The organism is Ancylobacter crimeensis (genome assembly GCF_023016805.1).
GTDB lineage: Bacteria > Pseudomonadota > Alphaproteobacteria > Rhizobiales > Xanthobacteraceae > Ancylobacter > Ancylobacter crimeensis.
In genome coordinates this window covers 122,462-136,034 of sequence record NZ_JALKCH010000007.1, presented here as the reverse complement: position 1 = coordinate 136,034, position 13,573 = coordinate 122,462, and the positions used below count along the sequence as shown (strand labels likewise).

General features: G+C 65.2%; 11 protein-coding genes. 2 read left to right on the top strand and 9 right to left on the bottom strand.

Translation table 11 applies throughout. The annotated features are described in order from the left end of the window. The first annotated feature begins 12 nt into the window (after positions 1 to 12). Together MWN34_RS12280 and MWN34_RS12275 are read left to right on the top strand one after the other, a co-directional pair. Positions 13 to 969: a phosphate acetyltransferase gene (locus tag MWN34_RS12280; RefSeq protein ID WP_247029586.1), complete on the top strand. Its 957-nt coding sequence runs from the start codon at positions 13 to 15 to the stop codon at positions 967 to 969. A gap of 23 nt (positions 970 to 992) precedes the next feature. After that, positions 993 to 2,177, top strand: coding sequence for an acetate/propionate family kinase (locus MWN34_RS12275; RefSeq protein WP_247029585.1), 1,185 nt, complete (start codon positions 993 to 995; stop codon positions 2,175 to 2,177). Here MWN34_RS12275 and MWN34_RS12270 read toward each other — a convergent pair. The 9 genes from MWN34_RS12270 to MWN34_RS12230 all read right to left on the bottom strand — a co-directional run bounded on the left by MWN34_RS12270 (position 2,164) and on the right by MWN34_RS12230 (position 13,003). Further along, entirely contained in the window at positions 2,164 to 3,072 is a 909-nt protein-coding gene (locus MWN34_RS12270) for an efflux RND transporter periplasmic adaptor subunit (protein ID WP_247029584.1), read from the bottom strand. The two genes, MWN34_RS12275 and MWN34_RS12270, sit on opposite strands and share 14 nt — an antisense overlap. Continuing rightward, positions 3,069 to 3,278 (bottom strand): DUF1656 domain-containing protein, encoded by a 210-nt coding sequence (locus MWN34_RS12265; protein ID WP_247029583.1) that lies wholly within the window; start codon positions 3,276 to 3,278, stop codon positions 3,069 to 3,071. The genes MWN34_RS12270 and MWN34_RS12265 overlap by 4 nt, the downstream gene beginning before the upstream one ends. A 5-nt stretch (positions 3,279 to 3,283) precedes the next feature. Continuing rightward, complete coding sequence (locus MWN34_RS12260) at positions 3,284 to 5,353, bottom strand: FUSC family protein (protein WP_343311932.1); 2,070 nt, start codon at positions 5,351 to 5,353, stop codon at positions 3,284 to 3,286. Continuing rightward, positions 5,350 to 5,814: a MarR family winged helix-turn-helix transcriptional regulator gene (locus tag MWN34_RS12255; protein ID WP_247029582.1), complete on the bottom strand. Its 465-nt coding sequence runs from the start codon at positions 5,812 to 5,814 to the stop codon at positions 5,350 to 5,352. Before MWN34_RS12255 ends, MWN34_RS12260 begins: the two co-directional genes overlap by 4 nt. A 318-nt stretch (positions 5,815 to 6,132) precedes the next feature. Then, positions 6,133 to 8,292, bottom strand: a complete 2,160-nt coding sequence (gene mdoH / locus MWN34_RS12250; RefSeq protein WP_247029581.1) for a glucans biosynthesis glucosyltransferase MdoH — start codon at positions 8,290 to 8,292, stop codon at positions 6,133 to 6,135. Then, complete coding sequence (locus tag MWN34_RS12245; protein ID WP_247029580.1) at positions 8,280 to 9,815, bottom strand: OpgD/OpgG family glucan biosynthesis protein; 1,536 nt, start codon at positions 9,813 to 9,815, stop codon at positions 8,280 to 8,282. Before MWN34_RS12245 ends, mdoH begins: the two co-directional genes overlap by 13 nt. Before the next feature lie 110 nt (positions 9,816 to 9,925). Then, a complete protein-coding gene (locus MWN34_RS12240) occupies positions 9,926 to 11,701 on the bottom strand; it encodes a chloride channel protein (protein WP_247029579.1) in 1,776 nt (591 codons plus the stop codon). A 54-nt stretch (positions 11,702 to 11,755) separates the two neighbouring features. Continuing rightward, positions 11,756 to 12,367, bottom strand: a complete 612-nt coding sequence (locus MWN34_RS12235; RefSeq protein ID WP_247029578.1) for an alpha/beta hydrolase family protein — start codon at positions 12,365 to 12,367, stop codon at positions 11,756 to 11,758. A 375-nt stretch (positions 12,368 to 12,742) separates the two neighbouring features. After that, complete coding sequence (locus MWN34_RS12230) at positions 12,743 to 13,003, bottom strand: hypothetical protein (protein ID WP_247029577.1); 261 nt, start codon at positions 13,001 to 13,003, stop codon at positions 12,743 to 12,745. Between the last annotated feature and the right edge of the window lie 570 nt (positions 13,004 to 13,573).

The following is a 13,573-nucleotide window of genomic DNA, read 5'->3' as shown; positions in this document are numbered from 1 at the left end:
GCCGGAGCCGCCATGTACGCGACCAAAGCCGCCGAGCGTCCGCACGACAAATATGAACATCTCATATCGACGGCAAAGACCCTAGCCCCCACACGCACGGCCGTCGCCCACCCCTGCGACGAAACCTCCCTGCGGGCAACCTGCGAGGCCGCGGAGGCGGGGCTGATCGCGCCGATCCTGGTCGGCCCGTTGCAGCGCATCGCGAAGGTCGCGGCGGAGGCCAGCCTGAATATCTCCGGCTTCGAGCAGATCGACACGCCCCACAGCGTGGCGTCGGCGACGGCGGCCGTCGAAGTGGTACGCTCGGGGCAGGCGGCGCTGCTGATGAAGGGCAGCCTCCACACGGACGAGCTTCTGACGCAGGTGCTGGCGAAGGACACCGGCCTGCGGACCGGCCGCCGCCTCAGCCATGTCTTCATCATGGATGTGCCGTCCTATCACGAGACCCTGTTCATCACCGACGCGGCGGTGAACATCTTTCCCGACCTCGATGCCAAGCGGGACATCATCCAGAACGCCATCGACCTTCATGTCGGGCTCGGCCTCGGCGCACCACGGGTCGCGATTCTTTCGGCTGTCGAAACCGTCACCCAGAAGATCCCGAGCACCATCGAGGCCGCCGCCCTGTGCAAGATGGCGGATCGCGGGCAGATAACGGGCGGGCTCATCGACGGCCCACTCGCGATGGACAACGCCATCAGCGAGGAAGCCGCTCGCATCAAGGGCATCATCTCCCGGGTGGCCGGCCGTGCCCAGATCCTCGTCGCGCCGGACCTCGAAGCCGGGAACATGCTGGCGAAGAACCTCACCTTCCTCGCCAATGCCGATGCCGCCGGCATCGTGCTCGGCGCGCGGGTTCCGATCATCCTCACCAGCCGGGCGGATAACCTGCACACCCGCCTCGCCTCCTGCGCCGTGGCTGCACTCTATGCCTACAGCCGGGCCACCGGACGGCCGATCGGATCGTGAGCGACAGCGGGCGGAGCACGGACATGAGCGAAAGCATTCTCGTCATCAATGCCGGCAGTTCGAGCATCAAGTTCAAGCTCTATCGGGTCGAAGGCGCCGATCTCGCGGTCCTGCTCTCCGGCCATTTCAGCGGCATCGGATCGCGTCCACATCTCTCCGCAAAGGACCCCGAAGGCGCGCAGTTGGTCGATCGCGCCTATGGCGCCGACGAGGTGAGGACCGCTTCCGACGCCCAGAACCTCGCTGCCGACTGGCTACGCGATAACCTGCACGGCGCGCGGATCATCGGCATCGGACACCGTGTGGTGCATGGCGGCCTGGCCTATTCGCATCCGGTGCGCGTCGATGCCGAAGTGCTGCGCACGCTGGAGAGCTTCATCCCGCTCGCACCGTTGCACCAGCTCGGCAATCTGGACCCCATCCGCGTCCTCATGGAGCGTCGCCCCGATCTGCCCCAGGTCGCGTGCTTCGACACCGCCTTCCATCGCGGCCACCCGGATATCTCGGACCGCTTTGCCGTGCCGGAGGCGCTCTATGAGGAAGGCGTGCGCCGCTACGGTTTCCACGGCCTGTCCTATGAATATGTCAGCGGCGCCCTCGCCGGCCTGGTGCCGGACATCGCGGCAGGTCGGCTGGTCATCTGCCATCTCGGCTCCGGCGCCTCCTGTTGCGCGCTGAAGGACGGCCAGAGCATCGAGACCACGATGAGCTTCACCGCGCTAGATGGCCTGCCCATGGGAACCCGCTGCGGCGCGCTCGATCCGGGCGTGATCCTGCACCTCATCGAGCAGCGGGGCATGTCGGCCCATGATGTGGGCTCATTGCTCTACAAGGAAAGCGGGCTGCTCGGCCTTTCCGGCATCAGCAACGACATGCGCGAACTGCATGAGAGCTCCGACCCCCGTGCGGCGCTCGCCATCCGTTTCTTCTGTCGCAAGGTTGCGCAGTCAATCGCGGCCCTGGCCGTTTCGGTGGGCGGGCTCGATGGCCTCGTCTTCACTGCTGGCATCGGCGAGAACGATCCCGAGATCCGCCGGCGCGTCGTCGACGAACTCGGCTGGATGGGGCTCGCCATAGACACGCCGGCAAATGAAAACGGCGCGCCCCTCATCTCGACGGATGAGAGCCGCGCCGCCATCTTCGTCATCGCAACCGACGAGGAGCGCATGATCGGACTTCACACGCTCCGGCTGCTCAACGCCAGCTGAGGAACGAACGCACCCCCTTGTCGGAACCGTCGCTGTTCATCACCTGCACCGTCGCGGTCAGACCGGCAACCAGCTTCACATCGGCCGGCACCTCGTCGAGGACGATGCGGACCGGAACGCGCTGGGCCAGACGCACCCAGCTGAAAGTGGGCGTCACATTGGCGAGCAGTCCCGCCTCGTCCGAGCGCTCGCGATCCACGATGCCGGCGGCGATGCTGACGACCCGGCCCTTGAGGTCATGGGATTGTCCCATCAGCCGGATGCGCACGGGATCGCCGACATTGATGCGGGAGAGCTTGGTTTCCTCGAAATAGCCTTCAATGCGAAGCGAATCCGTATCGACCAGCGCCACCTTCGCAGAGCCCTGCGCGATGTAGTCACCGGGCTGGAGATTGAGGTTGGTGACGACGCCGTTGACCGGCGCCTTAATCTCGGTGCGTTCGAGATTGAGCTTGGCAAGATCGCGGCTGGCGACGGCCTCGCGATAGGCGGCAGCCGCCGTCGCTTCGGTCGCGCGGGCCTGCTCGGCCTGCTGCTGCGACACCACATTCGTGAGCTTATCGTAGCGGTCACGGTCGCGAACGGCCTGCTCATGCGTCGCCAGCTTCTGGTCGACGGTTGCTTCGGCCTGTTCGAGCGCGATCTTGTAGCGCGCATTGTCGATGCGGAAGAGGATGTCGCCCGCCTTCACGGTCTGATTGTCCTTAACCAGCACCTCGCTGACGAAACCGGAGACGTCGGGTGCCACGCCGACGACATCCGCCCGCACCTTGGCATCGCGGGTCCACGGATCGTCCATATAGTGGCGCCACAGCTCGACGCCTGCCACGACGGCCCCGGCCACGACGATCAGCGTGACGAGGACACGGACAAAGGAGCGAAACGAGACAGTCATGGCAGCCACCAGTGGGATGTGGAGGACAGAACCCCCAGAAGAATAACGTAGAGCGCGACATCGAATAGTCCGCGATGCCACACGAAGGAATAGACGCCGCACCAGGCGAGCAATCGTCGAACCACGACGCTCAGCGGCAAGGCGAGCACCATCAGGGCGAGCAGCGTCGGCACATAGACGCCGTAAATATCGATCTCAGCGGTCATTTCATTCACTCCGCCGCCATCAGCAGCGGCCCCGTGTCCTGCGGCACATAGGTGCCCGACGGACCGGGACTGTCAGGGAAGAACACGCGCCGCAGCCCGACAAGGGCATCGGCGGCAATCCGTGCGTGCGGGCCCTCTGCGGAAATCCGGGCGAGCGCGCGGTCGATTTCGGCCCGCAGGCTTTCCTTCGGCTCAACGGAGAGGCCTTGCGCAAGCCTCTCGCGATAGAAATCCGCGACCGCGGCCAGCACGTCGTCCAGCATCGCCGCCGCCCCCGGCGCCAGCTTCCCGCGCGCCTTCTGCAGCTCGATGATGTTGAAGCCGATGCGCACCTCGGCATAGCCGTCGACCTTCGCCAGCTCGCGATCCGGCAGCGCGCTGAGACGCGGAACGAGCTGGCCAAGACGGTCCAACACGCGCCCGGCGAGCTTCTCGGGGTCACGCAGCTTCCGGCCGGCGGCGATCTCGGCAAAGTCCGCCCAGCCTGCCCGCAGCAGCCGCCGCGCGGCCAGCTCGGCGCCGAAAGGACGCGTAACCATGCTCCAGGCCAACGCAAAGCCAACGCCGGCAGAGGCGGCAAGACCGCCATTCACGAAGTCGGCGAAGCTCGCGCTATAGCGGTTCTCCAGCGCGACGAAGGACGCCGTGTTCACGGCGATCAGCAGCGCATGCATATTGAGCTGCGGCTTCAGCATCACGAGGCCGAGCAGCAGGAACGCGGGTGCGAAGACCAGCACCAGCATCTCGAAATCATGCACGCGGGGCAGGATACCGAAGAGGTAGATGCCGGAGACGATGACCGAGGCCGTCGTAACCAGGAACATGGTGCGGATGCGCGGTGTCGGCTGGTCGAGCCCGGCAAAGAACGAACCGCCGACCGCGGCCATCATGACGAAACCGGAACCCGCGCTCCACCCGGTGACGATCCAGAACGCCGTCGCGACGATGATGCCAAGCACGACCGTGCCCGCCGAGAACACCAGCAGCGCATGGTCGTGGTGCTGGGCGCTGGCGACGAGGCGACGCTTGCGGAACGCCGGCCGCCAGTTCGCGGCCGCCCGGCCCGCCGCCACGGCGGTGCGCAGTTCAACGCAGTCCTGCCACAGCTCGACGATCTCGCGCAGCCGCTCAAGGGCGCTGGACAGGATCATCGAATCCCAGTCGTTGCTATCGTGAGGTTGAAGCGCTTCGACCCGCGCCACAAGCGCCGAAGCGGTCGCGACATCGGATCTGTCACCCCGCGCCAGCCAGTCCGCAACATCGTTCAGCGTGCCGTGCAGGTCGGGAGAAAGCGCCCCATCCATGTCCTTGAGCGCATGCAGGCGATCGGCAAGCGAGGAGAAGAGCGGCAGCAGCATCAGCAGCCGGCTGCGCAGCTCCCGTGCATGGCGTTCGGCATCACGCGCGCCGGCATCGTAGGAGAGCTGGCTGATGATGAGATCGAGGCTCGCAATGTCGGATGCCAGCTTTTGGCGGCGCAGAGGTGTGGCCGGCAAGGCGCCCTCCCCGCGCAGAATCTCGTCCGCCCAGGCCGCAGCGTCGTTCAGCACGGCGGACAACCGCTCGGCCAACGCGCTGGAGATGCTCTGCGGGAACACGACGGTTCCGACGACGGCAGCACAGGTGATGCCGAGGATGATCTCCTCGCTACGCGCCACGGCGGTGTCGAAAATGGTTTCCGGCGAGCCGATGACCGGTAGCGCGATCAGCGGGAGGGAATACCCGGCCAGCATGAACACATAGCTGCGCGGGGTGCGGTGCAGGAGGGAGATGTAGAGCAGCGTACCGGTCCACAGGCCGACGACCAGCGTGAGCAGCTCGGGCGCATTGACGAGCAGCGGGACGAGGATCACCGCGGCCGTCGCGCCGATCACAGTGCCGAGGGCACGGTAAAGGGCCTTCGAGCTGGTGGCGCCGGCAAGAGGGTTCGAGACGATGTAGACCGCCGCCATCGCCCAGTAGGGGCGCGGCAGGTCGAACGCCAGCGCGATGTAAAGCGCCAGCATCGAGGCAAGGAAGGCCTTCCCCGAAAAGAGCCAGTCCCGCCAGCTCGGAAAGGAATCGAACACGTTCACGACGCCGCCTCATCCACCTGCAGCGAGCGTTGGGGAGCGTCTTCAAAAGCCCGCAGAACGCGCATCGCCGTCAAAATATCATCCCGGCTGACATCTGCCAGCACACGCGACCTGACACCAACCAGCAGCACCTCGATCCGGGCGGCGAGATGCTCGCCCTCCTCGGTGAGCCACACCGTCTTTGCGCGACGGTCGGTCGGGTCGTCGCGGCGCTCGATAAGGCCAGCGGCACCGAGCTGGTCGAGGAGCCTCACCATGGAGGGGCCCTCGATACCCACATAGGATGCCAACGTTACCTGCCGCACGCCGCCGCCCAATCTGGCGATCCAGATCAGCGGAGCGGCGCACGCTTCGGACACGCCGAACTCCTCGAGTTCGCGTTCGACCGTACGGCGCCATTGCCGGCTCGCCTGGATGAGCGCGGCGGTGAACTCGGTGCGGAGATGGGTGGTATCGTTCATAGGCAAATAGATAGGATACTAATTATATCCCGTCAACGCATACCAGCCCCGCTCGCTATGCCGAACGGGTGGACAAGTCGCCGTGCCGCTCAGGCGTCGGCAACATGGCTCGCCAGCAGTTCCGCGGCCTTCTTGCGGCACCAGATGGGCCGCGCCGGTCACCACCTAGCTATTGATGAGCTTGATGTGAGCAACGTCGCCCGGGACGCGGATCGTCAGTCATGAAGAGCGAGGCCATCCTCGGATCGACGATGAAACGGTCGATGAGGCGCCGACAATTCTCTTCACGCCCCTCCAGAAGAGACCCGCCCCGCTTCACTAGGCCTTCCGCCCGTCTCCCGCCAATGCGATCAGCCGCTCCAGCGACGCGCGATCGGCCAGGGCGGCGGCCTTCTCGCGAGGCGTGAGGGCGGACAGCGCGGATGCCAGATCAGCCGCATCCTCAATCTTCGCGGCAGCGACCAGCCGCTCGGGGCTATAGTCGCCCTTTTGTCGTTCACCACCGGAAGCCAGCATATCGCGGTGGGCCGCAAGCAGGAGAGAATCGCCGGCAAGGCGCTCTACCGCCTCATATTCCTGCGTCTCGCCTTCACGTTCGTCATAGAACGCTGCCGCCCGCTCCACCACGGGAGGCGGCGAACGCTCCTCCGGGATGGCGAGAATTCCGCGCCTTCCGAACCAGCTGCCAATCCCCTGCCGCGAGGTGCCGTGGACCAGCGGCACCGCAAGAATGAGCCCGAGAATGACCGGGGTCATCCAGAGAAACAGCGGCAGCGAAATCGCGAGCGCCGCGCCTCCCAACAAGATACCGAACAAAGTGTGCGGCGCGAAGTGGCGCACCGTCTCCCCGAACGGCACGCTGCCATCGCCTCGCCGCTGCGGCGACCACCCGCCGTCGCGACCGGCAAGGATGCTCACAACGGCCGCCGACTGGGCCATCATCATCACCGGGGCAGCGAGGCCGGCGATCAGCGTCTCGACCAACACGCCGAGCAACGCGCGAAACCCGCCGCCAAAGCCGCGCCGCTCCTCCGCATTTCCCAGCATCAGCACATAAGCCATCAGCTTCGGCAGCAGCAGAACCGCCATCGTGCCGACGAACACCCACGCAGCGCGCACGGGATCCTGCGCCGGCCAATTCGGAAAGAGCGAGAACTGCGAGGTGAAATAATCCGGCGGCACGAAGCGGGCCTGCAGCGAGGTCAGCAAGCCGGCGATCAGCATCAGCAGCCAGAGCGGCGCCGTGATGTAGGAACCGATGCCGGTCAGCAGGTGAAGGCGGCTGAGATTCCGCAGGCCACGCGTCGACACCACCGCGGCGTGCTGAAGATTGCCCTGGCACCAGCGCCGGTCGCGCACGGCGAGGTCGGTCAGCGAAGGCGGCGCCTCTTCATAGGATCCATGCAGCCAAGGCACCATATGCACGGCCCAGCCGCCCCGCCGGATCAGCGCGGCTTCGACGAAATCATGGCTGAGAATATGCCCGCCGAACGGCTTTCGCCCTTTCAGATGCGGCAGGCCGGCGTAGCCGGCGAAAGCGCGGGTGCGGATAACGGCATTGTGGCCCCAGTAATTGCTGTCCGGCCCATGCCACCAGCCCAGCCCCTGCGCGATCAGCGGCCCGTAAAGCCGTCCGGCGAATTGCTGCATCCGCCCGAACAGGCTGCGGCCGCCCACGATGACCGGGAGCGTCTGGATCAGGCCGACGCGCGGATGTGCCTCCATCGCTGCCGCGATCCGCACGATGCAGTCGCCGGTCATGAGGCTGTCGGCGTCGAGCACCAGCATCATCTCATAGGCACCGCCGAACCGCGTGACCCAGTCGGCGATATTGCCGGCCTTGCGATCGGTATTCTTCGCACGGCGGCGGTAGAACACCCGGGTACCCGGCTCAAGCCGTTCCCGCAGGGCCAGGAACGCCGCTTCCTCCGCCACCCAGATATCCGGGTCGGTGGTGTCGCTCAGGATGAACAGGTCGAAAGCCTGCTGCCGACCCGTCGCGCAGAGCGATTCCCACGTCGCCTCCAACCCGGAGAAGATGCGGACCGGCTGCTCATTGTAGGTCGGCATCAGCAGCGCCGTATGCGCGGTGACTTCCGGCAGTGGAAGTGCCGCATCGATGCCGAGGTCACGGCGTCGCGACAGGATGGCGAGGACCCCCGCCAGTGCATTGGTGAAGGAAAAGCCGATCCACCCGAACAGCACGACAAACAGCGCCAGCACGATGCCCTCCAGCGCCGTGAGCCCTCCGACCTCAAGCACCTCATACATTTGCCAGGCGGCAATGACCGTGAGCGCGACTGCCCCGCCGATGACGAAGAGACGCCGCCAGAACAGCACGCCGGGCACCTTCAGGCGCTCGACATGGGGCGCGACGGCAAGGTTCTGAACCGGCATGTCGAGCGGCGCATCAAGTGGGAGCGCCGGGGCAAGCGCGAGATGAGGCGGCACCCGCCGGATCGCGCTCACGCTGTCCATCGATAGATCCACGTCTCGCTGAGCCGCTCCTCGCCTCGCACCACCTGCGCGCGGAGTTCAGCGATATCGGCACCCTTGATATCGAACGCGAAGGACAGACGCAGGCCTTCTATATCGGGATTGGGCTGCAGCACGATGTCGGAAATGGCGCCGGCATTCGTCGTGACATGCGCCTCGACCCCGTCCAGCGAGATGCCTTTCAGCTTTTCACCGACCAGATCGAGCACGAAGAGCCGCCGGTCATCGGTTCCGCCGGCGCGCGTTGAGCCAAACCGCGCGATAGGATCGCGGTCCGGCGTGTCCCATGTCCAGTGAATGCGGTAGGTGTAATTGTACTCGCCGCCCTTTTTCAGCACCTCCTTCGGGCGCCAGAACGCGACGATGTTGTCGTGCACCTCCTCCTTGGTCGGAATCTCGACCAGATGCACGGCTCCCTCGCCCCAGTCGCCGATCGGCTCGACCCATACGCTCGGACGGCGCTCGTAACGGGCCTCAAGGTCCTGGTAGTCGAAGAAGGACCGCTGCCGCTGCATCAGCCCGAAGCCGCGCATATTGGTGTCCGCGAACACGCTGATCTGCAACCTGTGCGGATTGGTCAGCGGACGCCAGAGCCGCTCGCCATTGCCGTTGATCATTGCGAGCCCCTGCGCATCGCAGACCGAGGGGCGGAAATCATCGATGTCGTCGCGATCATTGGGACCGAACAGGAACATGCTCGTCAGCGAGGCGAGGCCGATCTGGTCGACATCATTGCGCGGGAAGACGGTCATCTCGACCGTGGTGATCGTCGTCTCGCCCGGACGGATCGTGAAACGATGCACGGCAGTGGCGCTCGGGCTGTCGAGCAGCGCATGAACGACAACTGAATCCGCCCCTGCCCGCGGCCTCTCGATCCAGAAATCGCGGAAGACCGGGAATTCCTCGCCGTCGGACGCGCCGGTCTTGATCGAAAGACCGCGCGCGGAGGTGCCGTAGCCCTGCCCCTTGGCGACGGCGCGGAAGTAGCTGGCGCCCTGGAAGACGATAATCTCGTCGAGATAGTCGGGACGGTTGATCGGCCCGTGAATGCGAAAACCGGAGAAGCCCAGATCGAGCTTGGGATCGGGCCTGGGCACGCCGTGGTCGAAGCTGAACAGATCCTGCGTGTAGGGAATCTTCTGTGCTTTGCCCTCCGCGACCTCGAACAGGTCGACGCGATCGCCAAAGATGAAGCCACGGTGCAGAAACTGCACCTCATAGGTCAGCCCTTGCCCGCGCCAGAGCGAGCGGTCCGTATTGAAGCGGATGTTGCGGTAATCGTCATAGCTGAGCTTCTGCAGTTCCGCGGGAAGCGTCTGGTCGGCCTTCTTGTAGGGCTTGGACGCGAGGTCGCGGGCCATGCTGCGCACGACCCCGCTGTCGAAGCTCTGGCCTCCGTTGTCCTGCGCCCTGGCCTCGCCGGAAAACAGGCTGGCAAGCGGCAGCCCGGTCATCAGCAATCCCGGCACCAGGGCGGCGCCGCGCAACAGATCTCGACGATGCATGCGTCTCTTCGTCCCCGCGGTCCCCTGTCGGCCGCGGACGCTTAAGCCAGCGCGAGCGTCTATGGTTCCGCTCCTCACCAAACTTTGTTGCAACGCAGCAGCTCGGGGCACTATTCCCCGGTCAGCTCGCGGTTCCGCCGGCTCACCTCGGCGCTGTAGCGCTTGATGGCATGAGCTTCGGTCAGCAATCCGATGACCCTGCGCGCCTCGCCTTCGACGACGGCCAGTGCCTCCGTCTCGCTTTCCTCGAACGCATTCAGCGCATCGCGGATGCTCATGGCGGGCCTCAAGACCCGATCCGTGACACACAGCAGCGGTTCGATGGATGCCGTCGGGTCGGCATCCGAGGCATAGAGGGCGGCGAGCGGGACCATGCCGCGATAACGGTCCTCCGCGTCGGTTGCGACAAGGCTGCCGGTCGCGCCCGGCGGATAGGCGGCGCGGACATCGGCCACGCTGAGATCGGCCCGCACCATCGGCACTTCGCGGCGCATGAGTTGCTCGACCGTGAGCTCGCGCATCCATCCGACGTCATGAGCCGAACGGATCGTCTCTCCGCGCAGGTGAAAACGCCACGTCGCGAAGGAGAAGCCGAAGAGGCGTCGTGTCGCCATCGATGCGACACCGGCCGCGCCGAGCACGGCAAGCGTCAGGTCGAGCTGTCCGGTCATCTCCAGCGCCATCAGGGTCATCGTCATCGGCCCGCCGATGATCGACACCGCCAGCGCCGCCATGCCGGTGAGGGCGAGGAGTGTCGGGTCGATGGGCATGGCGGGCCAGAGAATAGCGAGCACCGCGCCATAGAGACGGCCGAACAATACGCCGATCAACAGCGAGGCGAAGAACAGGCCGCCGCGAAAGCCGGCTCCAATGGAAACGGACGACGCCAGCACCTTGGCAAGGAGCAGGATCGCCAGCGCCTCCAGCGTCACCGGGCTGACGAGGAAATGATAGACGGCGCCGTGCCCTGCCGAGAACACCGCCGGCGAGACCAGCCCTAGCAACCCGACGACCGCGCCCCCGATTGCGGGACGCACCGCCAGAGAAAGGCCGGAGCGACGGAACAGGCTCTCGACCAGCGTCACGCCCCGCATCACGGCGATGCCGGTAAAAGCTGACAGCAAGCCGAGAAGCAATAGCGCCGGAAAGTCGCCGCCTGCGACCGCCACATGCGGCAGGATTTCGCCGCTGACCGGGCCCATCAGCAGCGACCGTGTCAGCGAGGCCGTAAAGGTCGCCGCCATCACGGGAGCGAAGGCGCCGATGGCGTAACTGCCGAGGATTAGTTCAAAGGCGTAGAATGCGCCCGCCAGCGGTGCACCGAAAGCAGCGCCGATCGCTGCGCCCGCTCCGCATCCGACCAGCAACCGCAGATCGGCACGGCGCAGCCGGCAGCGCACCCCGAGCCAGGAGGCAAGGCCGCCGGCGGCTTGACTGTAGCCGGCTTCGAGCCCAACCGACGCACCCACGCCGCTCGACATCACGGTCTGCGCCGCGACGATGGCACTGTCGCGCAGCGACATACGCCCGCCGTGAAGGGCGTTTGCCTCGATCGGATCAATCGGCTGGCTGCGATTGCGAAAGACCAACCAGGAAACGAGGCCGAAGAGCAGGCCGCCGACCGTCGGGCCGAGCAGGCCGAGCCACGGGTCTATGTCCGCCTGAGCCGAGAGCCGGACACCGATCGGGATATGGAACACCAGTTCGTGCAGCTTCTGCGTCGCGATCGCCATGAGCGCGACGAGCGCGCCCGCGCCGGCGCCCACCATGGCCGCAAGGGCGACGAGCGCGACCTCTCCACCACGCAGCCACATGCGCCAACGCGCCGGGGATGCGATTCCGTCGTCCGAGGTTGCCAGCGAGGAGGATTCAGGCGCCACATCCATTCCGACCCTGCCATACCCGCGGACGGCGCCTTGCGCGCCACGCCACGTGGCGAATCAGCCACGTCGCGAAATAGAAGGCGGTGCTGCAGGCTGTGCCGCCCGGTCGGGTCGTGTAGCATGACGGGCAATGTACCGGGCAGTGGCATCGAGCACGATCTGCTGCACCACGGGGTTCGTCGCCAGCATGGCATGGGCGACCATGTTGGCACCCGATTTCCAGGCATCGATGTTCCGCGCGCCGGCGACGTCCGGGAAGCCGGGTCCGTGGATGTTGATGCACTCGCTCACGCAAGCGAGCGGCACCGGACCGGCATCAATGGTGATGACGAGGGGTGCCGGCTGCCCTGCGCTCACCATGCGGCGCGCGAAGGTGAGCGCAGAAGCGCCGCCCATGGAATGACCGATGATGACCGCCGGCACCTCGCCGGCCGAGCGGTTCATGAAATGCGAATCGAGCACCGTCCGGTAGCCCTGCCTTTGTAGCGAACCGGCGAGCGAGGACACGCCGACATACGGATTTTCCATATAGACGCCAAGGCCATCAAGCAGCAACACGGTCGGGCGGTCCTGTGCCACAGCGGGCAGACTCGTAACGAGAAAGCCAGCGGTGGCGATGAGCGCACAAAGGCTGGGAAGGGCTGGTTTCCTGTTCACGTCACCTCTCATCGGCGGGCCGCACCTTGCAGGCAAGGTCGCTCTTCCCGCGTCTCGCGTCCGGCACCACGTGCTCCTAAGGCCACGTATCCTGCCGAAGAACATTGTCGAGGTCGCGGCAAAGAGGCTTCAAAGACAGGGGCGCGAAGGCGGGAGCACCGTGCAGGAACGGCTGCTAGCGCCGGCGCCTTCCGGTTCCGGCATGGCCGCGACCCGCTCCTCGTTCAGGGCGTTTCGATTCGGGCGCACACCCGATCCTAGAGCCTACAGCATTGCCCGTTGCAAGCTGCGCGGAGGTGAAGCGGACGCAATGACGCCGCCGTACCGGCGGGGACGGCGGCGGCCGATCAGTCCAGTGAGGTGGGTAGTCAGTCCAACGGTGGCGGGTCAAGCCGCGTGGCGGGTGTCGGGATCGAGCCCGCAGGCAGTCGACCAGGTACGGAAAGCGCGCCAGGCCTCCGCCTGCTGGGCGGGCTCGCGGGCGGCCTCCATCTGGGCGAGCAACAACTCGGCGAAATTCCCGAGCCGGTCGTGCCGCAGCGACCGGATGAGGTCGATGGCACAGCTCAGGCCGCGCACGTCGATATCCTCGTGGCCGATGCGTACGACGACCGGGTCGGGCGTGAAAGCAGCGCGTTGGGTGATCATTGGCGTGAACCTCTCCCTGCAGGGTGCGACCTGTTCTTTCTCCCCTTTATGTGCACGCGAGGTCGGAGCGTCGTGCCGGGGCTGAGCTTAGGGTTACACGGCAATGCGACGTTTGGATATCACCTTTTGGCGAAACCCACCGTCTTCGACCGACGCTTCGCGGAAGAAGAACGCACGCGCGTGAAAGCGCTTCTCAACGCGGGAGGCCTTCAAGGGTTCCGCTCACGCCGTCAGTAATATTTCATTCGGTCGATGATACGAAAAATTCTGTATTCCAGCGATGCGGAATTCACGCCGACAATGTTCATCCAGCCGGCCGTACCCGATTTCAGGGATTTTTACTTAGCGTAATGGTACGCATTCTACGTATGCGCGGGACAATCTCGCAGAGATATCGCGTGAGATTTTAGATTTTCTCATATAAATCCTGAGAAATTCCAGAAATAGACAAAAAGCAACTCAATCATTTCGCGTGTGCGAACCAATAGAAAGCAGCCATATTGCTTCGCACCATAATGCATCCAAAGTTTCACATTGCGCAATGCCACGAATTTGGCAGAGTTACACGCA

Excerpts from the sequence above, each read along its gene's own strand:
- MWN34_RS12255 (WP_247029582.1), bottom strand. The coding sequence starts at position 5,814 with ATGAACGATACCACCCATCTCCGCACCGAGTTCACCGCCGCGCTCATC.
- mdoH (WP_247029581.1), bottom strand. The coding sequence starts at position 8,292 with ATGGACAGCGTGAGCGCGATCCGGCGGGTGCCGCCTCATCTCGCGCTT.
- MWN34_RS12230 (WP_247029577.1), bottom strand. The coding sequence starts at position 13,003 with ATGATCACCCAACGCGCTGCTTTCACGCCCGACCCGGTCGTCGTACGC.
- MWN34_RS12270 (WP_247029584.1), bottom strand. The coding sequence starts at position 3,072 with ATGACTGTCTCGTTTCGCTCCTTTGTCCGTGTCCTCGTCACGCTGATC.
- MWN34_RS12265 (WP_247029583.1), bottom strand. The coding sequence starts at position 3,278 with ATGACCGCTGAGATCGATATTTACGGCGTCTATGTGCCGACGCTGCTC.
- MWN34_RS12275 (WP_247029585.1), top strand. The coding sequence starts at position 993 with ATGAGCGAAAGCATTCTCGTCATCAATGCCGGCAGTTCGAGCATCAAG.
- MWN34_RS12245 (WP_247029580.1), bottom strand. The coding sequence starts at position 9,815 with ATGCATCGTCGAGATCTGTTGCGCGGCGCCGCCCTGGTGCCGGGATTG.
- MWN34_RS12240 (WP_247029579.1), bottom strand. The coding sequence starts at position 11,701 with ATGGATGTGGCGCCTGAATCCTCCTCGCTGGCAACCTCGGACGACGGA.
- MWN34_RS12280 (WP_247029586.1), top strand. The coding sequence starts at position 13 with ATGTACGCGACCAAAGCCGCCGAGCGTCCGCACGACAAATATGAACAT.
- MWN34_RS12235 (WP_247029578.1), bottom strand. The coding sequence starts at position 12,367 with ATGAGAGGTGACGTGAACAGGAAACCAGCCCTTCCCAGCCTTTGTGCG.